Genomic DNA, 19,302 nt, shown 5'->3' on the forward strand with positions numbered 1-19,302 from the left:
CACAAACATGTACGAGACAATCTATCATCGCCCCTCTTCGGTCGACGAAGCCGTGGCGCTTTTCGGCAAAGGCTCGGATTCGAAATATCTCGCCGGCGGCCATACGCTGATTCCCGTGATGAAACAGCGGCTGGCTGCGCCGTCCGACGTGATCGATCTCGGCAAGATCAAGGAACTGATCGGGATCGAAGCGTCAGGCGATACGCTCACCATCAAGGCGGCCACGACTTATTTCGACATCATGCAAAGCGCCGACGTGAAGAAGTCGATCCCGGCGATCGCCTATCTCACCTCAGTGCTCGGCGATCCCGCAGTCCGCTACCGCGGCACGATCGGCGGTTCGATCGCCAACAACGACCCGGCGGCGGATTTTCCCGCGGCCTTGGTCTCGCTCGGCGCCACGGTGAAAACCAACAAGCGCTCGATTGTGGCGGATGATTTCTTCAAGGGCCTGTTCACGACGGCGCTGGAAGACGGCGAGATCATCACGGCAGTGTCGTTCCCGGTGCCGGCCAAGGCCGGTTACGAGAAGATGCGCCATCCCGCCTCACGCTTCGCGCTGACCGGCGTGTTCGTGACCAAGACCAAGGCCGGCGATGTCAGGGTCGCGGCAACCGGGGCATCGCAGAACGGCGTCATGCGGGTACCGGCGATCGAGGCGGCGTTGAAGGCGAACTGGTCCGCGGGCGCACTCGACAGCGTCAAGGTCTCCGACAGCGGCATGCTCGCCGATATCCACGGCTCCGCGGCCTATCGTGCCAACCTGGTCAAGGTAATGGCGCAGCGCGCGGTGACCGCGGCGGGCTAATAACGTCTAGACACAAGTTCCCATGCAAGCGGCGCGTGCGAGCCCGGTTCTGATTAAATCAGAACCGGGCTCTGCGCTTTGTTTTGACGCGTTTTCTTCACGCGAACCGACCCACTTCGCTCAAAACGCTATGGGTATGCGCGCCGCTCTGCATTTGGTCGGATTCTTGAGCAAAGAATGCTTGCCACGCGCAGCCGGAGGCGAGACAATTTAGCTAATCAGCTAATTAAAAATACCTCTTTGGGAGAACAAGACGTGCTCGACAAACCCGCCGCCCAATCCGCAGTTCGCGCCTCCGGCCCGCTCGCAGGCTTTCGCATCGTCGAGTTCGCGGGCATTGGCCCGGGTCCGTTTGCCTGCATGATGCTGGCCGACATGGGCGCGGAGGTCGTGACGCTCGACCGCGTCGGCGCCAGGAAGAATTTGAAATCGGTGGCGGGCCGCGGCCGCAAAGTCGTCGAACTCGATCTGAAGGACAAGGCCGCGGTCGCGAGCGTGCTCGATTTGCTCGCCAACGCCGACGCGCTGATCGAGGGTTTTCGTCCCGGCGTGATGGAGCGGCTGGGGCTCGGGCCTGACGTCGTAATGGCGCGCAATCCGCGGCTGGTATTCGGCCGCATGACCGGCTGGGGCCAGGAAGGCCCGCTGGCGCAGGCCGCCGGCCATGACATCAATTACATCTCGGTGTCAGGCGCGCTCGCCGCGATCGGCACCAAAGAGAAGCCGGTGCCGCCACTCAATCTAGTCGGCGATTTCGGCGGCGGCGCGCTCTATCTCGTGGTCGGCGTCCTCGCCGCGCTCTTGGAAGCGTCGAAGTCCGGCAAGGGCCAGGTGGTCGATGCCGCGATGTGCGACGGTGCGGCATCGCTGATGTCGATGTTCTTCGACATGACGGCGATCGGCCGCTGGACCGAAGGACGCGATCAGAATTTCCTCGACGGCGGTGCGCATTTCTACGGCGTCTACGAATGCTCCTGCGGCAATTTCGTTTCGATCGGATCGATCGAGCCGCAATTCTACGCGCTGCTGCGCGAACACGCCGGCCTGACCGACGCCGATTTCGACGCCCAGATGGACCGCAACGCCTGGCCGGCGCTGAAGGAAAAACTGACAAAAGTGTTCAAGAGCAAGAGCCGCGAAGACTGGTGCAAGATCATGGAAGGCACCGACATCTGCTTCGCACCGATCCTGACCATGGCGGAAGCGCCGAAGCATCCGCACAACGCCGCACGGAAGATCTTTGTCGAGCGCCACGGCGTGACCCAGCCTGCGCCGGCACCGCGTTTTTCGCGGACACCATCGGCGATCCGGGATGCGGAGAAGGCGGAGATTGGGGAGCTGACCAGCGCGTGGAAGGCGGGGAGGTAACCCCCGCTGTCGTCCCGGCCTTGAGCCGGGACCCATAGCCACCGGCGGAAATTGTTTTGCGCGCTTGTCGTTGTCTTTCTTTTCCAACAACATTGGCCGCGGCGTATGAGTCCCGGCCTTCGCCGGGACGACGTGAGCTACGCCGCATCCACCTTCAACACGCCCCTGCGAATCTGATCCTCCTCGATCGATTCGAACAGCGCCTTGAAATTGCCCTCGCCAAAACCGTCGTCGCCCTTGCGCTGGATGAACTCGAAGAAGATCGGCCCGATCGCGTTCGCGGAGAAGATCTGCAGCAGCACCTTGGTGTGGCCGCCTTCGACGACGCCTTCGCCGTCGATCAAAATGCCGTCGCGCTGCAGGCGCGCGACGTCCTCGCCATGCCGGGGCAACCGTGCATCGATCTTCTCGAAATAGGTCAGCGGCGGTGACGGCATGAACGGCAAACCGTCGGCGCGCAGCGTCTCCACCGTGCCGTAAATGTCCCGCGCGCCGCAGGCGATGTGCTGGATGCCCTCGCCGCGGTAGGTGTTGAGATATTCCTCGATCTGGCCGGAATCGCCGGCGTCCTCGTTGATCGGAATCCGGATCTTGCCATCCGGACTGGTCAGCGCGCGCGAGAACAGGCCGGAGGCGCGGCCCTCGATGTCGAAGAAACGGATCTGGCGGAAGTTGAACAGCTTAGCGTAGAAGCCGGTCCAGACATCCATACGGCCGCGATGAACGTTGTGGGTGAGGTGGTCGATATAGAACAGACCGGCGCCGGCGGGACGCGGGTCTTTGGCGCCGAGCCATTCGAACTCGCTGTCATAGGCCGAGCCCTTGGCGCCGTAGCGATCGACGAAGTAAAGCAAGCTGCCGCCGATGCCCTTGATGGCGGGAACGTCGAGCGTCTTCTGCGCTGACGGGATGTCCGCGGGCTCCGCGCCGAGCGAAATCGCGCGCGCGTAAGCCTGCTTGGCATCGACCACGCGAAACGCCATCGACGGCGCGCAGGGGCCGTGCGCGGCGACGAAATTAAAACCGTGGGTGCCGGGCTCCTCGTTGACGAGGTAGTTGATGTCGCCCTGGCGATAGACCGTGATGTTCTTTGTCTTGTGGCGGGCGACCGGCACATAGCCCATCAGCTTGAACAGCGCGTGCAGCTCTTCCGGTTTCGGGTGCGCGTATTCGACGAACTCGAAACCGTCGGTGCCCATCGGATTGTCGGCGTTGATGGTAGCGGCCGGCGCGTCGTGCGGAAATGGACCCATCGCGGAATCTCCTTCTCGATTTGATCCATGGAGTTTCCGCCAGATCAGGCGCAATGTGCATGCAAATGGCGGCAGGATTGGCTATAGTCATGCACATTTCGTGCATCAAATGGACATTTCGCGCATGATCCCGGTAGACGCTTTCGACCTCAAAATGCTGGCCGCGCTGCAGGACGACGGTCGGCTGACCAACCAGCAGCTGGCCGACCTCGTCGGCCTGTCCGCGTCGCAATGCTCGCGGCGGCGGATGCGGCTCGAAGAAGAGAAAGTCATCGCGGGCTATCACGCCGACCTCGCCAGCGAGGCGCTCGGCTTCAACCTGATCGCCTTCATCCACATCACGCTGGCGACGCATTCGCCCGACAACGCCAAGAAGTTTCGCGCGCTGGTGGGCCGCGTCGACGCGATTCAGGAAGCCTATTCGCTGACGGGGGATGCCGATTATCTCTTGAAGGCCGTACTGCGCGACCTCAAGAGCCTGTCTGACATCGTCAACAACGTGCTGATGCCGCACCAGAGCGTGGCGCATGTGCGCTCGTCGATCGTGCTGGACCGGCTGAAGGAAAGCGCAAAGCTGCCGTTAAAGGAATTGGCGCGATAGAATTTTGCGGGAGATGGCCGAAATCGAGGGGTATTCGCCATTCGCTTTCGACAGCCAGTTTGCGATGATCCCGTTCGAATCAACGCGAAGAGACGATCATGGCGCTGCAACTCCGGCCGAACTGCGAATATTGCGACGCGGATCTGCCGCCGAACGCAACGGAAGCGCGGATCTGTTCCTATGAGTGCACGTTCTGCGCTGACTGTGCCGACAACAAGCTGCACAATGTGTGCCCGAACTGCGGCGGCGGATTTGTGCCGCGGCCGATCCGGCCCGCGCAGGAATGGCGGCCGGGCGTCTGCGTTGTAAAGCAGGCGCCGTCAGACAAGCGCGTGCATCTGAAATACAGCGTCGAAGATTGCGCGGCGCATTCGGCGCGGCTTAGGGATATCCCGCCGCAGGAGCGCTGAACTCTCCTCCGTCATTGCGAGGAGCGAAGCGACGAGGCAATCCATGCTTTTCTTCACGGCTCGATGGATTGCTTCGCTTCGCTCGCAATGACGTGGAGAGAGCATTACCCCGCCGGCGTGATCGTGCCTTCGACTTCGCCGAAACCGACGCGGTAGCCGTCGCCCTGGCACCAGCCGCGCATCACGAGCGAATCGCCGTCTTCCAGGAACGTGCGCTTGACGCCGCCGGGCAATTCAACCGGCTCGGTGCCGTTCCAGCTGATCTCCAGAAGACTGCCGCGCTGATCCTTTTCCGGGCCGGAGATGGTGCCGGACCCTAAGAGATCGCCGACATTCATGGCGCAGCCGGACGAGGCGTGGTGCACCAATTGCTGCACCGACGACCAGTACATGTATTTGAAATTGGTCCGCGAGATATTTGCCGCCGCGTTCATGGAGCCGGCGCGCAGGGCGACGTCGAGCTGCATGTCGTAATTGTTCGGCTGCGCCTGCCGCAGATATTCCAGCGGCTGCGGATCCTGCGCGGGACCCTGGACGCGGAACGGCTCCAGCGCCTCGCGCGTCACGACCCACGGGCTGATCGAGGTCGCAAACGCCTTGGCCTGGAACGGGCCGAGCGGCACATATTCCCATTGCTGGATATCGCGCGCGCTCCAGTCGTTGAGGATTACGAATCCGAAGATCATTTCCTCGGCCTGTTTTTCCATCAGCATTTCGCCGATCGCTGACGCCTGCCCGACCACGACGCCCATTTCCAACTCAAAATCCAGCCGCTTGCAGGGCCCAAAACTCGGCACGTCGGCGGTCGGCGGTTTCAGCTGCCCGCGCGGCCGGCGCACCCTGGTGCCGCTGACGACGACGGTGGATGCGCGGCCATTGTAGCCGATCGGCATATGCAGCCAGTTCGGCTGCAACGCATTGTCCTTGCCGCGGAACATGACGCCGACGTTGGTGGCGTGCTCCTTGGAGGAATAGAAATCGGTGTAACCGGACACCGCGATCGGCAGATGCAGCGTGACATCCGCCATCGGCACCAGCGTGCGCTGGCGCAGTTTTTCATTATCGCGCAGTTCGGGATGATCATGGCGCAACAGCTCGCTGATCCGCGCCCGCGTCCGCGACCACACCTCGGGCCCGAGCGCCATGAAGGCGTTGAGCGATGCGCTCGCGAACACGCCGGGTTCGACGACGTCGATCCGGCAATCCTGCGCGAGCTGCCAGAGATCGAGCACGTAGTCGCCGATCGCGACGCCAACGCGCGGGGCGAGCCCGTCCTTGGCGGAGAACACGCCATAGGGGAGATTCTGGATCGGGAAATCCGACGCGGGATCGACCGGGATGAAGGATTTCAGTTTGGGATCGTTGGGGTGGGTGGTCACTTTGTGCTTCGTCCTTTCTTCCTTCTCCCCTTGTGGGAGCCGAGACGAGCGAAGCTCGCTCTTAGGTGGCGCGCACAGCGCGCCGGATGAGGGGTCTCTATCCGCCTCTCGAAATCTTACCGTGAGGAGAGAACCCCTCACCCGTCTTCGCTTCGCGAAGCCACCCCAAGAGCGAGCTTCGCTCGTCTCGATCCCACAAGGGGAGAGGGAACAAAATCACGGCTTGTTCGGATCGAATCGCTTCTCAAGTCCCTGCCAGCAATCCGCGTAGTCGTCCTGCAAGGTCGCCGACTTCGCTGCATGCGCGGTGACGCGCTGCGGGTAGCGGGTCTCGAACATGAAGGCCATGGTGCCGGTGAGCTTCACTGGTTTCAATTCGCCGTTGCTGGCGTGATCGAAGGCCTGGCGGTCCGGGCCGTGCGGCAGCATCATGTTGTGCAGGCTGATGCCGCCGGGGACAAAGCCTTCCGGCTTGGCGTCGTAGACGCCGTAGATCAGCCCCATGAACTCCGACATGATGTTCATGTGATACCAGGGCGGACGGAAGGTGTTTTCCGCGACCGCCCAGCGCTCCGGGAAAATCACAAAGTCGATGTTGGCGGTGCCTGCGGTTTCCGACGGCGAGGTCAGCACCGTGAAGATCGACGGATCGGGATGGTCGAAGCCGATGGCGCCGACCGGCGAGAAGGTGCGCAAATCGTATTTGTAGGGTGCGTAATTGCCGTGCCACGCCACCACATCGATCGGCGAATGCGGCAAGGTCGTCTTGAACAGCGAACCGCCCCATTTCACGAACAATTCGGTCGGCGTGTCCTTGTCCTCATAGGCCGCCACGGGAGTAAGGAAGTCGCGCGAATTGGCCAGGCAATTGGCGCCGATCGGACCACGTTCGGGCAGCGTGAAGGCGCCGCCATAGTTCTCGCAGAGATAGCCGCGCGCCGGGCCGTTGGTGAGTTCGACGCGAAACTTGACGCCGCGCGGGATCACGACGATCTCGCCGGGCTCGGCGTCGATGCGGCCAAACTCGGTGACAAGGCGCAGCTTGCCCTGCTGCAGCACGAACATCATCTCACCATCGGCATTGTAGAAATGCTGGTCGACCATCGATTTGGTGATGAGATAGACGTGCGCCGCCATTCCGGCCTGGGTGTTGGCGTCCCCTGCCGTCGTCATGGTCTGCACGCCCTGCAGGAAGGTGGTGTCGTCCTTCGGGATCGGCGCCGGATCCCAGCGCAGTTGCGCGATCGGCAATTCATATTCATGGCACGGTGCGGTGCGCCACAGCCCGGCATCGGCCTTCTCAAAACGTCCCGAGTGCCTCACCGAGGGGCGGATGCGATACAGCCATGACCGCTCGTTGGTGCCGCGCGGCGCGGTGAACGGGGAGCCGGAAAGCTGCTCGGCATAGAGGCCATAGGCACAGCGCTGCGGCGAGTTGCGCCCCATTGGCAGCGCGCCCGGCAGCGCCTCGGTCTCAAAACTGTTGCCGAAGCCGGACATGTAGCCCGGCGTCACGCCAACGGTGCCTCGGGAAATCGCGTCAGGCGAGGTGTTGATATTCATGGTCATCCTCCTTCATCTTGCGCATGATCTTGTCCGAAAACCGGTACCCACTTTTCGGGATCATGCGCCTTGCAGGGCGGCCCACATTTCCTGATCGCGCTTGTCGGTCCAGATCACGGGATCGTCGATTCCCGAGGCCTCGTCGAACGCGCGCGAGACGTTGAACGGCAGGCAGTGCTCATAGATCGCAAAGCTGGAAAATTTCGGGTCCATCACCTCGCGCGTCGCCGCCATCGATTCCTTGAGGTTGCGGCCGCGGGCGACCGAGGTCTCGGCCGCACCGTAGAGCGAGGTGACGAAATCGCGCGTCATCGCAATCGCATCGCGTCCGGTCGCAAGCCCCTTGAGCGCATCGCCGCGGCCGGGCGCGATCGCCTTGGGATTGAAGGCGCGGATTTCGTTAAGAGTCGTCGGCCATTCGCGCAAATGCGCATCGCCGCAATAGCAGGCCGAGTGATATTCGATGAGGTCGCCGGAGAACATCACTTCGGCATCGGGTACCCAGGCCACGATGTCGCCGGAGGTGTGCCCCGCGCCGAGCTGCATCAGGCGCACTTCGCGCTTGCCGAGATAGATCGACATCTCGCCCTCGAAGGTCAGCGTCGGCCACGTCAGGCCGGGAATGCTCTGGGCATCCTGGAACAGGCGCGGGAAACGGCCATATTCGGAATCCCAATCCTGCTGGCCACGCTCCTCGATCAGGCGATGGGTTTCCGCCGAGGCGACGATGCCCTGCGCCTTGTAGGCGGAAGCGCCGAGCACACGCACCGCGTGGTAATGCGACAGCACGACATATTTGATCGGCTTGTCGGTGACGGTGCGCACCCGCTCGATCACCTTATTCGCCATCGCCGGCGTCGACTGCGCATCGAACACCAGGCAACCATCGTCGCCGACGATGATCGCGGAATTCGGATCGCCTTCGGCGGTGAAGGCGTAGAGATCAGTACCGATCTCGGAGAAAGTGATCTTCTTTTCCGCCATGTCAGTGGTGGATGCGAAACCCTTGGCCATTAATTTAGTCCCTTTCGATAACTCTATCCCCCGTCATTGCGGGGAGCGAAGCGACGAAGCAATCCACACTTGCTTTGGTGCTCGATGGATTGCTTCGCTGCGCTCGCAATGACACATGTTCATAATTCTATTGTTGCTGCTGTTGCTGCTGTTGCTGCTGGCTGGCGTCGAGCATCCGCCGCTTGGCGAGCGCGATAGCTTCGTTCAGCACCGCGATGTCGCCGATATGGTTGGCGAGCACCAGAACCAGCGCGGCGTCGAGGTCGGCGCTCTGCGCCTCGCTCAGTCCGCGATGCGCCTCGACGATGGCGCGGAAGGCGTCGTCGGGCTTTGCGAAATTCGAACTGGTGGACAGCGTCATGACAGTCCTCGATTGAGACCCGCCGCGCGCGCCAACGCCGCATCCAGCGCCGGCCGGGTCGGATGCCGGAAGCGCGCGGCGACATAGCCGTCGGGCCGCAGCAGATAGGTGGTGCCGGGCTCGGCGTCGTAGCGCGTACCCGCAAGGCCCCTGGTGTCGGCAAGTCCGTCGCCGCCGCCGATACGAATTGTTTCCACGCCTTCGGGCGCATCGATCGCGGCACCGTTGCCAAATTCCAGCAATGTGAATTGCGCGCCCCTGCCGACGAAGGCCTCGGTCAGAAACATCGGCTGGCCGCTCGCTGCCGCAATCGGCGCATCCGGCATCGACGCGCCGGGTCGCGGGCCGCCGCGCCACGCATCGTGATCGGCGGTCGACAGCGGCGTGTCATAGGTGGAAGGCACCGACAGCCGTCCGCCATTGACCATGCGCTTGCCGAATTCGGTTTCCCTGGCCAGCGACAGCACCGCCTTGCGCAGCCGCGCCTCCTGCTGCGACACCGGCGCCATGAAATCGGTCGAGCGCGTGGACTCGCGGATGTTCTCGTCTGCCGCGGCGCTGCGTTCGGTGTGGTAACTCTGGAGCAGCGCTTCCGGCGACGACCCGCGCAAGACGCGATCGAGTTTCCAGGCGATGTTCTCGGCGTCTTCGAGGCCTGAATTGGCGCCGCGGGCGCCGAACGGCGAGACCTGGTGCGCGGCATCGCCGGCAAAGATCACGCGGCCGTGCAAGAACTTCTCCATCCGGCGGCACTGGAACTTGTACAGCGAGATCCATTCGAAATCGAATTTGTCGTGGCCGAGCATGCGCGCGATCCGCGGCCGTACATTCTCCGGGCGCTTCTCGACGACAGGATCCGCATCAGGATGCAGCTGCAGGTCAATGCGCCAGATGTCGTCCGGCTGCTTGTGCAACAGCGCGGAGCGTCCGGCGTGGAACGGCGGATCGAACCAGAACCAGCGCTCGGTCGGGAACGCCGCTGTCATCTTGACGTCGGCGATCAGGAATTGATCTTCGAACACTTGCCCGGCGAATTCTGCACCCACCATCTGCCGCAACGACGAGCGGGCGCCGTCGCAAGCGACGACGAAGCCGGCATGCAGCCGGTACGGTCCGTCAGGCGTTTCGATCGTCAGCAGCACATGGTCGTTGCGCTGTTCGAGGCCGGTCACCTTGTTGCGCCAGCGCAGGTCGATGCCAGAAAGCTCCTGGACCCGATCGACCAGATAGGCCTCGGCATAGAACTGCTGCAGGTTGATAAAGGCGGGCCGCTTGTGGCCTTCCTCCGGCAACAGGTTGAACTGGTAGAGCTGCGAGGCGCCGTGAAAGATCTTGCCGACGCTCCAGACCACGCCCTTGTCGACCATGCGCTGACCGACGCCGAGCCGATCCCAGAATTCCAGCGAGCGCTTGGAAAAGCAGATCGCGCGCGAACCCTCGCCGATCCGGTCGGCATCGTCGAGCAGCACCACGGACTGGCCACGCTGCGCCAGATCGATCGCCAGCGACAACCCGACCGGCCCGGCGCCGACCACCACGACGGGATGTTCGGCCACATCAGCACCCGCCCGATTCTGGTCGGGGTGCCTGCGGTAGCCGAATTGGGTTTTGGTCTGGACCATTGGAAGGTTTACTCTGGCCAAGGGTGCGCGGACTTGCTAAATTAGTCGCATCTGCAACTATCTTAAACCCGCTGGCGCCCCCGGCGTCAACTGAAATTGGAGCGATTTTGGCCAACGCGTCGTCCAGCGAGAACAGCGCCCGATCCCGATCCGCGCCCGACAGCGACGCGCGCAAAGACGGCGATAAGGACGGAACGCCATCAAAGGTCGCAAAAAACGGCGGACGTCTCGACCTCTTCAAGTTCGTGCCGTTCCGGCTGAACCGGCTGGCGGCGGAAGTCTCCTCGGCGCTCTCGGCCGAATATCAGGCGCGGTACGGGCTCGACATTCCGGAATGGCGCGTACTGGCGACGCTGGGTTTCCGCGTTGAGCCCTGCAGCGCGCAATACATCGCCCATTGCACCCGCACCCATAAATCGACCATCAGCCGCGCGGTCACCACGCTGATGAAACGGCAGATGATCGAGCGCGTCGAAAACGAAGAGGACCGCCGCGAATTCCGGCTGCGCATGACCGGGAAAGGCAAGGCGCTGTACGAGGAGCTGATCCCGCGCCTGCTGCGCCGGGAACAGGAGATTTTGTCGTGCCTCTCCGCGCCGGAGCGAAAGGCGCTGGCCGCGCTGCTCGGCAAGATCGAGGCAAGCCTCGACCTCGTGCAGACCAGCGCGGAGGCCGACGCGAAGGAAGCGTATTAGTTCTCGAGATTCCGGGTTCTCGCTTTGCGCGCCCCGGAATGACGCCGATGGCGTCACTTCACCGCCGTCACCACGATTTCCACGATATGCGGCGGCTCGAGCTCGACGCCGAGGCAGGCGCGCATCGGCGGGTTACTGGTGTCGACCCATTCATCCCAGGCGCGGTTCATCTCGCTTTTGCGCTTCATGTCGGAGATGTAGACGATCGCCGACAGGATCTTGCTCTTGTTCGAGCCGCACAGGGCAAGGCTCTCGTCGATGCGGGCGAGCGCCTTGACGCTCTGCTCGTACATCGAGGGCGTTACAGGATCGGGCGCGACCGCGACGGTGAGCACCAGATCATCGTGAACGACGGCGCGGCTGCGGGTTGGCGTGAGGCCGGGAAAACGGTCGATCATGGCTTGATCCTACTTCACGAATGATCGCGACGGCGCAAGGTGCAAGGCAAACGCATCGACCTTGTCGCTGGCGCGCGGATAGATTTCGCTCACGATCGGATCATGGCCGGGAATGAAACGATCGGGGTGGCCGGCCAGCTTTTCAACGATCTCCCAGCCCTGCACCATGTCGCCAACATTGTAGACGATCGGAAACGGGCTGCGCTTCTGCAGGTTGGCGTAGTAATGCGCGGCGTCCGAGGCCAGCACCACCGGCCCGCGCGCGGTCTCGACCCGCACCACCTGCAAACCATCGGAATGGCCGCCGACGCGATGCACGGTGACGCCGGGCGCGATCTCGCCATCGCCATTATGGAACGTGACGCGCTCGCCATAGACATGGCGCACCATCAGCGTGACGTGTTCGACGGAGAATGGATGCCGGATCAGGCCGTTGCACATGCAGCGCCCGGTCGCGTAGCTCATCTCGCGATCCTGCAGATGGAACCGGGCGCCGGGGAAGCGGTCGAGATTGCCGGCGTGATCGTAGTGCAGATGGGTGACGACGACGTCCTTGATGCTTGACGCCTTGACGCCGAACGCTTCCAGCGCATCGACCGGATTGAGGTTGAGCTTGCGCGACCGCGCCTTGGCTTCCTCGGCGTTAAAACCGGTATCGACCAGGATCTCGCGGCCGTGGCCGCGGATCAGCCAGACGAAGTAGTCGAGGTCCTGCGCGGTGGTGTCGTGCGGATCCGGTATCAGGAAGTTCAGATGAGGGGTGCGCGGCGACATCGTCGCATAGCGCAGTGCGTAGATTTCGTAGGCATTTCCCATCGGTGTCACTTTTCTTGAGGTTTGAGTTTTGGCCGACGTCCACAACAAGCCATCGTCATCCGCAAAGGTCAAACCGGCCGTGCGAATGACCACCCATAACAGGGCGGCACACCCAATGTGAAACCGGTTACACCGCCGGTGGCTGACCGGCACCAGGGGCATGGCTGGCTCCGGGAGGGCTTACGCAACCACCGGATGATCACGCACCGCAATTTCACGACGAACGGGATTTATTCCCCTTCAATCCCCAAGGAATCCCCAAGGGTTCATCGCGGTGAATTGTCGCAATTAACGTCGCCTTCGCAAGTGGTTGACGGCCTGCGGGGCTCGTTTGATAATGCGGTTTGCGTGGAGTATGGTCGCCGCGGCGCAAGCTGGGATCGGCGCTTTTTTGGCTGGACTGCGGTGAGAATGAAAATCCGCCTTGCATTGCTGCTCACATTGATTTTTTCCGTGGCGTCGATCGCCCCGTCGTTCGGGGCCGGCGAGCGTTTTGCGCTGGTGATTGGCAATTCGAAATATCCGGACGCCGAAGCGCCGCTGAAAGAGCCGATCAACGACGCGCGCGACGTCGCCGAAGAACTCAAGCGCGATGGCTTCAACGTCGATATCGGCGAAAACCTCACCGGCGACGGCATGCGCCGGGCCTTCGAGCGCCTGTACGGGAAGATCAAGCCCGGCTCGGTCGCCCTGATCTTCTTCTCGGGTTTCGGCATCCAGGCGAACCGCCAGAGCTACATGATCCCGGTCGACGCGCAGATCTGGGCCGAGGCCGACGTGCGCCGCGACGGCTTCAGCCTCGAAATGGTGCTGGGCGAGATCAACAGCCGCGGCGCCGGCGTCAAGATCGCCCTGGTCGACGCCTCCAGGCGCAATCCGTTCGAGCGCCGGTTCCGCAGTTTTTCCGCCGGACTTGCGCCGGTCATTGCGCCGAACGGCTCTCTGGTGATGTACTCGGCCGCCCTTTCGTCGGTCATTTCGGATAATGGCAGCGATCGGAGCCTGTTCGTGCGGGAACTGCTCAAGGAAATCCGCACCCCCGATTTGATGGCCGAGGAAACTTTGAATCGCACCCGGGTCGGCGTCACCCGCGCCTCGCGCCAGGAACAGGTGCCGTGGATTTCGTCGTCGCTGGCCGAGGATTTCTCCTTCATCCCGGGTGGTGGCGCAGGACCGAAGCCTTCGAGCCCGCCGCCGGCCCCGCCTCCGGTTGTCACCCCCTCTCCGCCTCCGGTCGCCATCGCTCCTCCGGCTCCACCCACGCCAACACCGACGCCCGCTCCGTCACCTCCGCCCGCCCAGGTGGCCATTGCGACGCCTGCACCGCCGCCGACCGCACCGCCGCCGACCGTAGTACCGCCGCCGCCAAAACAGATCGAAGTCACGGTTCCGCCACCCGCACCGCCAGCCAAGCCGCCCGAGGGCAACACGGCGATCGCGGCGCTCGCCGATGATCCGACCATCAAGAGCCTCACCGCCAGGCTCAATGACAACCCCGACGATGGAGCCGCGCTGTATCGTCGGGGCCAGGTCTATGCCAGCAAGGGCGCCTACGAACTCGCGATCAAGGACTTCAACAATTCGCTGCGGCTCAACCCGAAGGATGTGGAAGCCTACAACAACCGCTGCTGGGCCCGCACGGTCATCGGCGACCTGCAGGCCGCGCTGAAGGATTGCAACGAGGCGCTGCGGCTGCGGCCGAATTTCGTCGATGCGCTGGACAGCCGCGGCCTCGTCAACCTCAAGAGCGGGCAGACCAAGAATGCAATTGCTGACTTCGACGCCGCGCTGAAGATCAACCCGAGATTGACCTCTTCGCTGTACGGAAGGGGCATTGCCAAGAAGCGCAACGGCTCGATCCCGGAAGGCGATCTGGATATCAGCAACGCCAAGGCGATGGATCCGAATATCGTTAAGGAATTCGCCGACTACGGGGTACAGTGACGATTATTTGACGCTAAGCGGCGGCCCCCTCGAACCGGCAGGCGGGCGGCTAGACTAACCGTAATAGGCCGCGACCGGATTGGTCCGGCAGCTCATTTGAATCACGTTTTGGAACCACGCGCAGGAGGGACTGGTAATGTCACAGAGCTCTGGAACAAAGACCCTGACCGGAATCCTTTCGATCGCGACGCTCGGCGCCGCCCTCTGCTTTGGCATGACGGGTGCTGTTGCCGAGGAGAAGGCCAAGGACAAGAACGTGACCGAGGATCAGATTCTCCGCGCGCTGGCGCCGGAAAAGAAGCCGCTGACCCGCGGCCTGTCGGTTGGTCCGCAGCAGGTTGACCAGGCCGCAGCCGCCGCCGAAGGGCAATTCGTCCAGAAGATCCGCGGCCGCTCGACGCGGTCGCTGACGTTCACCGAGCGTGAAGAGATCGCCGCGATCGTCAAGGACAAGCCGAAGATCGATCTGGAAATCAACTTCGACTACAACTCGGCCGATATCAGCCCGAGATCGCTGGCATCGGTTCAGGCGCTCGGCCGCGCATTGTCCAGTTCCGACCTGAAAGGCTCGACCTTCGTGGTCGCCGGTCATACCGACGCAGCCGGCGGCGAAGGCTACAACCAGGACCTTTCCGAGCGGCGCGCCGACGCGATCAAGCGCTATCTGGTCGACAAATACGGCATCAACGGCACCGATCTGGTGACCGTCGGTTACGGCAAGAGCAAGCTGAAGGACGCGAACCAGCCGATGGCCGAAGCCAATCGCCGCGTGCAGGTTGTGAACATGGAGAACAAGGCCACTGCGTCCAAATAGCCTGTTCAAGTAGGGCGTGGCGTTGACCTAGATTTTCCGGCTACAATGCGTCCCGCAGCACCCTTGCGGGACGCATTTTGTTTTGGGTTCATTGTGATTTTTTGGTGAACCGGATGCACCCCGCTTCATTTGACTTCCAGTCTGGACTGATCCGGCGATGAAACTCTCCGAATACCTCAAACCTGCGCTCGGAGTAGCGTTCGTTGTTGTTGTGGGTGGCTTCTACTACTGGTTCGAGCACCGCTCCCGTCCCGAGCCCAAGGATACGCCCAGCCAGGCGCTGGTGATCGTGACCAAATCCACCAATGCCTGCTTCTCCGACATGGTGCGGGTCACCGGATTTATCGTGCCGCGCCGCGAAGCGCAGGTCGGCGTCGATCAGGAAGGCTCCAGGGTCACCGATGTCTTCGTCCGCGAAGGCGACATGGTGACGGACAATCAGGAATTGGCACGCCTGACCGCGCCGCCGCAGCAGCCGGGAGCGCCGGGCGGTGGCCGGAGCGGACCGATATCGCTGCGCACGCCTGGCCCAGGCCTCGTTACCGAAGTCAGGACCGCCGTCGGCGCGCCGGCCTCGCCGCAGGCCGGACCGATGTTCCGGATTTCGGTCAACAACGAGATCGAGCTGGAGGCCGAAGTGCCGAGCGTCCATCTGCTCAAGCTCAATCCGGGCGCCACGGTGCGGATCAGCCGCGACGACGCGCCTGATCTGGTCGGCAAGATCCGGCAAATCTCGCCGCAGATCGACCGCGCCACCCAGCTCGGCAAGGTCAGGATTTCGCTGAACAACAATCCCTCGCTCAAGGTCGGCATGTTCGCCCGCGCCAATATCGACGCCAAGCGCAGCTGTGGTGTCGCGGTTCCGCGTACCGCCATCGACCGCCTGACCCTGCAGGTGGTCAAGGAGAACAACAGGATCGAGACGCGAAAAGTCCGGGTCGGCCTGACGTCGGACACCTCTACCGAAATTCTTGAAGGCCTCGCCGTCGGTGAAACCGTCGTGGCCGATGCTGGCACCTCGCTGCATGACGGTGACCAGATCAAGACCATGTTTGCCGACGAACTCGAGCGCACGCGGACAAGATAATGGCTTTGAACATCTCGGCATGGTCGATCCGGAACCCGCTTCCGTCCATCGTCTTTTCGATCATCCTTCTGGTGCTGGGATGGGTCAGCTTCACCAAGCTCGCAGTCACGCGGCTGCCGAGCGCCGACATCCCCGTGATCTCGGTGGCGGTCTCGCAGTTCGGCGCGGCGCCCTCGGAGCTTGAATCTCAGGTCACCAAGACGATCGAGGACGGCGTATCCGGCGTCGAGGGCGTGCGGCACATTTCGTCGTCGATCACCGACGGCCTGTCGCTGACCACGATCCAGTTCGCGCTCGAAACCAACACCGACCGCGCGCTGAACGACATCAAGGACGCCGTCACCCGCGTTCGCGCCAGCCTGCCGCAAAACGTCACCGAGCCGCTGATCCAGCGCGTCGACGTGATCGGCCTGCCGATCGTCACCTATGCCGCGATCTCTCCGGGCAAGACGCCGGAGCAGCTCTCCTATTTCGTCGACGACGTCGTCAAACGCGCGCTGCAGGGTGTCCGCGGCGTCGCCCAGGTCGAGCGCATCGGCGGTGTCGAGCGCGAGATTCTGGTCTCGCTCGATCCCGACCGGTTGCAGGCCTCGGGGCTGACCGCCGTCAATGTCAGCCAGATCCTGCGCGGCACCAATGTCGACCTCGCCGGCGGCCGCGCCGGTATAGGCAACAACGACCAGGCGATCCGCACCCTGGCCGGCGCCAAGACGCTGAACGAACTCGCCGGCACCATGATCCCGCTGTTCGGCGGCGGCGAGGTGCGGCTCGACGACCTCGGCACCGTCACCGACACCATCGCCGATCGCCGGACCTTTGCCCGCTTCAACGGCGAGCCGGTGGTCGCCCTCGGCATCAAGCGCTCGAAGGGCGCCAGCGACGTGGTGGTCGCCGCCGCCGTGCAAAAACGCATCGATGCGCTGAAGGCGGCCTATCCCGACGTCGACCTGAAGATGATCGACACCTCGGTCGATTTCACCAAGGGCAATTACGAGGCGGCGATCTCGACCCTGTTCGAGGGCGCTATTCTCGCCGTCGTCGTCGTGCTGCTGTTCCTGCGCGACATCCGCGCCACGATCATCGCCGCGATCTCGCTGCCGCTGTCGATCTTCCCGGCGTTCTGGGTGATGGATCTGCTCGGCTTCTCGCTCAACCTCGTCAGCTTCCTCGCCATCACGCTGTCGACCGGTATTCTGGTCGACGACGCCATCGTCGAAATCGAAAACATCGTCCGCCACATGCGCATGGGCAAGACGCCCTACCGCGCGGCGCTGGAAGCCGCCGACGAAATCGGCCTCGCCGTGATCGCGATCTCGCTGACCATCATCGCGATCTTTGCGCCGGCGAGCTTCATGTCCGGGATCGCCGGGCAGTTCTTCAAGCAATTCGGCATCACCGTGTCGGTGCAGGTGTTCTTCTCGCTACTGGCGGCGCGCTTCGTCACGCCGGTGCTGGCGGCCTACTTCCTCAAGGATCACCCGCATGAGGACCCGCCGCCCGGGCGCTTGCTGAAGGCTTACACCAGGCTCGTGACATGGTCGGTGAAACACTACTTCATCACCGTGCTGGCCGGACTTGCGATATTCGCCGCCTCGATCTGGAGCATCACGCTGCTGCCGCAGGGCTTCCTGCCGGCGCAGGACACCGCACGCTCGCTGCTGGCGATGGAACTGCCGCCAGGCTCGCAACTCGCCTACACCGAGAAGGTGACGGAGGAAATCGTCCAGCGCCTGCGCAAGCGCCCGGAGATCAAGAGCATCTTCGTCGATGGCGGCCGGGTGCCGCCGGGAACGCAGGAAGTGCGGCGCGCCGCGCTGATCATCAACTACACGCCGAAGAAAGATCGCGACAGCAAGCACACCCAGCGCCTGCTCGAGCTCGATATCAGCAAGGAACTGGAAAACGTCCCTGACATCCGGTTCTGGTTCCTCGATGAAAACGGCCTGCGTGCGATTTCGCTCGTCGTGACCGGCATCGACAGCAACATCGTCGGCAACGTCGCCAACGAACTCGCGACCCAGATGAAGCGAATTCCGATCATCGCCAACGTGATCTCGGAAACCTCGCTCGACCGGCCGGAGCTTCGGATTCGCCCGAGGGCCGAACTGGCCGCACGGCTTGGCGTCTCCACTGAAAGCCTGTCGCAAACCATCCGTGTCGCCACCATCGGCGACGTCGGCCCGGCGCTCGCCAAGTTCGACGCCGGCGACCGCCAGGTGCCGATCCGCGTCCAGCTCGAGGACAGCGCGCGCGGCGACCTGCAGATGCTGCAGCAATTGCGGGTGCCGCTCGGCCAGCGCGGCGAGCGCGGCGGCGTGCCGCTGTCTGTCGTCGCCGACATCCAGCTCGACCAGGGCCCGACCAGCATCAACCGTTACGACCGGGAACGGCAGGCCACCGTCGCAGCCGACCTCGTCGGCACCGCGGCGCTGGGCGACGCGACCAAGATGATCTACGACCTGCCCGTGATGAAGAGCCTGCCCAAGGGCGTCAAGGTAAGCCCGTCGGGTGACGCCGAAAGCCTGGCCGAACTGTCGGACGGCTTTGCCACCGCCATCACCGCCGGCCTGATGATGGTCTACGCCGTGCTGGTGCTGTTGTTCGGCACCTTCCTGCAGCCGATCACCATCCTGTTCTCGCTGCCGCTTTCGATCGGCGGCGCGATCGCAGCCTTGCTGCTGACCGGCAAGCAGCTGACCACGCCGGTGTGGATCGGCATCCTGATGCTGATGGGCATCGTCACCAAGAACGCCATCATGCTGGTGGAGTTCGCAGTCGAGTCGATCCGCGAAGGCAACAAGCGGGATTTTGCGATCATCGACGCCGGCATCAAGCGCGCCCGCCCCATCATCATGACCACCATCGCGATGGCGGCCGGCATGATGCCGTCAGCGCTGGCATTCGGCGCCGGCGGCGAATTCCGTTCGCCGATGGCGCTTGCCGTGATCGGCGGCCTGCTGTTCTCGACAGTGCTGTCGCTGGTGTTCGTGCCGGCGATGTTCATGATGATGGACGATCTCGGCGCGCTGATCTGGCGCTACGGCAAGCTGCTGTTGGCCTCGGAAGCCGAGAGCGACGATGTTCCGCCGGGCGGCCATCACACCGCACCGCCCCCGGCCAAGGGGCCGCCGCCGGTCCCGCCGGCGATGTCGCCCGCAGCGAAGTGAGG

General features: G+C 63.2%; 17 protein-coding genes. 9 read left to right on the top strand and 8 right to left on the bottom strand.

The window, feature by feature from the left end:
• The first annotated feature begins 7 nt into the window (after nt 1-7).
• Together ABIE49_RS19105 and ABIE49_RS19110 are read left to right on the top strand one after the other, a co-directional pair.
• Nucleotides 8-808, top strand: a complete 801-nt coding sequence (locus ABIE49_RS19105; RefSeq protein ID WP_192735654.1) for an FAD binding domain-containing protein — start codon at nt 8-10, stop codon at nt 806-808.
• Between the two features lie 255 nt (nt 809-1,063).
• The gene (locus ABIE49_RS19110; protein ID WP_192735655.1) at nt 1,064-2,176 is read left to right on the top strand and encodes a CaiB/BaiF CoA transferase family protein; all 1,113 of its coding nucleotides are present in this window, start codon (nt 1,064-1,066) and stop codon (nt 2,174-2,176) included.
• A 137-nt stretch (nt 2,177-2,313) separates the two neighbouring features.
• On the opposite strand, the gene hppD is transcribed toward ABIE49_RS19110, so the two are convergent.
• On the bottom strand, nt 2,314-3,429 hold the full coding sequence (gene hppD / locus ABIE49_RS19115) for a 4-hydroxyphenylpyruvate dioxygenase (RefSeq protein WP_192735656.1): 1,116 nt from the start codon (nt 3,427-3,429) through the stop codon (nt 2,314-2,316).
• Nucleotides 3,430-3,553: 124 nt separating this feature from the next.
• Here hppD and ABIE49_RS19120 point away from each other — a divergent pair, with 124 nt between their 5' ends.
• The gene (locus ABIE49_RS19120; protein WP_192735657.1) at nt 3,554-4,030 is read left to right on the top strand and encodes an Lrp/AsnC family transcriptional regulator; all 477 of its coding nucleotides are present in this window, start codon (nt 3,554-3,556) and stop codon (nt 4,028-4,030) included.
• A gap of 98 nt (nt 4,031-4,128) precedes the next feature.
• A complete protein-coding gene (locus ABIE49_RS19125) occupies nt 4,129-4,440 on the top strand; it encodes a DUF1272 domain-containing protein (RefSeq protein WP_192735658.1) in 312 nt (103 codons plus the stop codon).
• Nucleotides 4,441-4,544: 104 nt separating this feature from the next.
• Here the strand turns inward: ABIE49_RS19125 and fahA are convergent, their stop codons facing one another.
• From fahA to ABIE49_RS19150, 5 genes are all read right to left on the bottom strand, one after another.
• Nucleotides 4,545-5,819 carry a fumarylacetoacetase gene (gene fahA / locus ABIE49_RS19130; RefSeq protein ID WP_192735659.1) on the bottom strand — a complete coding sequence of 425 codons (1,275 nt, stop codon included), beginning with the start codon at nt 5,817-5,819 and terminating at the stop codon, nt 4,545-4,547.
• A gap of 216 nt (nt 5,820-6,035) precedes the next feature.
• Entirely contained in the window at nt 6,036-7,382 is a 1,347-nt protein-coding gene (gene hmgA, locus ABIE49_RS19135; protein WP_192735660.1) for a homogentisate 1,2-dioxygenase, read from the bottom strand.
• Nucleotides 7,383-7,442: 60 nt separating this feature from the next.
• Nucleotides 7,443-8,396, bottom strand: a complete 954-nt coding sequence (locus ABIE49_RS19140) for an MBL fold metallo-hydrolase (RefSeq protein WP_192735661.1) — start codon at nt 8,394-8,396, stop codon at nt 7,443-7,445.
• Nucleotides 8,397-8,523: 127 nt separating this feature from the next.
• Nucleotides 8,524-8,757, bottom strand: a complete 234-nt coding sequence (locus tag ABIE49_RS19145) for a DUF2783 domain-containing protein (RefSeq protein WP_192735662.1) — start codon at nt 8,755-8,757, stop codon at nt 8,524-8,526.
• Complete coding sequence (locus ABIE49_RS19150) at nt 8,754-10,379, bottom strand: FAD-dependent oxidoreductase (protein WP_192735663.1); 1,626 nt, start codon at nt 10,377-10,379, stop codon at nt 8,754-8,756. Before ABIE49_RS19150 ends, ABIE49_RS19145 begins: the two co-directional genes overlap by 4 nt.
• A gap of 245 nt (nt 10,380-10,624) precedes the next feature.
• Between ABIE49_RS19150 and ABIE49_RS19155 the strand changes: the two genes are divergently transcribed.
• The gene (locus ABIE49_RS19155; RefSeq protein WP_354067543.1) at nt 10,625-11,074 is read left to right on the top strand and encodes a MarR family winged helix-turn-helix transcriptional regulator; all 450 of its coding nucleotides are present in this window, start codon (nt 10,625-10,627) and stop codon (nt 11,072-11,074) included.
• A 53-nt stretch (nt 11,075-11,127) separates the two neighbouring features.
• Here ABIE49_RS19155 and ABIE49_RS19160 read toward each other — a convergent pair whose 3' ends face one another.
• Nucleotides 11,128-11,472, bottom strand: a complete 345-nt coding sequence (locus ABIE49_RS19160) for a RidA family protein (protein WP_192735665.1) — start codon at nt 11,470-11,472, stop codon at nt 11,128-11,130.
• A 9-nt stretch (nt 11,473-11,481) separates the two neighbouring features.
• Nucleotides 11,482-12,288, bottom strand: coding sequence for an N-acyl homoserine lactonase family protein (locus tag ABIE49_RS19165; RefSeq protein WP_192735666.1), 807 nt, complete (start codon nt 12,286-12,288; stop codon nt 11,482-11,484).
• 411 nt (nt 12,289-12,699) lie between these two features.
• Between ABIE49_RS19165 and ABIE49_RS19170 the strand changes: the two genes are divergently transcribed.
• The 4 genes from ABIE49_RS19170 to ABIE49_RS19185 all read left to right on the top strand — a co-directional run bounded on the left by ABIE49_RS19170 (nt 12,700) and on the right by ABIE49_RS19185 (nt 19,300).
• Entirely contained in the window at nt 12,700-14,232 is a 1,533-nt protein-coding gene (locus ABIE49_RS19170) for a caspase family protein (protein WP_192735667.1), read from the top strand.
• A gap of 136 nt (nt 14,233-14,368) precedes the next feature.
• Nucleotides 14,369-15,046 (top strand): OmpA family protein, encoded by a 678-nt coding sequence (locus ABIE49_RS19175; RefSeq protein WP_192735668.1) that lies wholly within the window; start codon nt 14,369-14,371, stop codon nt 15,044-15,046.
• Nucleotides 15,047-15,203: 157 nt separating this feature from the next.
• On the top strand, nt 15,204-16,133 hold the full coding sequence (locus ABIE49_RS19180; RefSeq protein WP_192735669.1) for an efflux RND transporter periplasmic adaptor subunit: 930 nt from the start codon (nt 15,204-15,206) through the stop codon (nt 16,131-16,133).
• The gene (locus ABIE49_RS19185) at nt 16,133-19,300 is read left to right on the top strand and encodes an efflux RND transporter permease subunit (protein WP_192735670.1); all 3,168 of its coding nucleotides are present in this window, start codon (nt 16,133-16,135) and stop codon (nt 19,298-19,300) included. Before ABIE49_RS19180 ends, ABIE49_RS19185 begins: the two co-directional genes overlap by 1 nt.
• The last annotated feature ends 2 nt before the right edge of the window (nt 19,301-19,302 follow it).

It is taken from the genome of Bradyrhizobium sp. OAE829, from assembly GCF_040546575.1.
Taxonomy (GTDB): Bacteria; Pseudomonadota; Alphaproteobacteria; order Rhizobiales; family Xanthobacteraceae; genus Bradyrhizobium.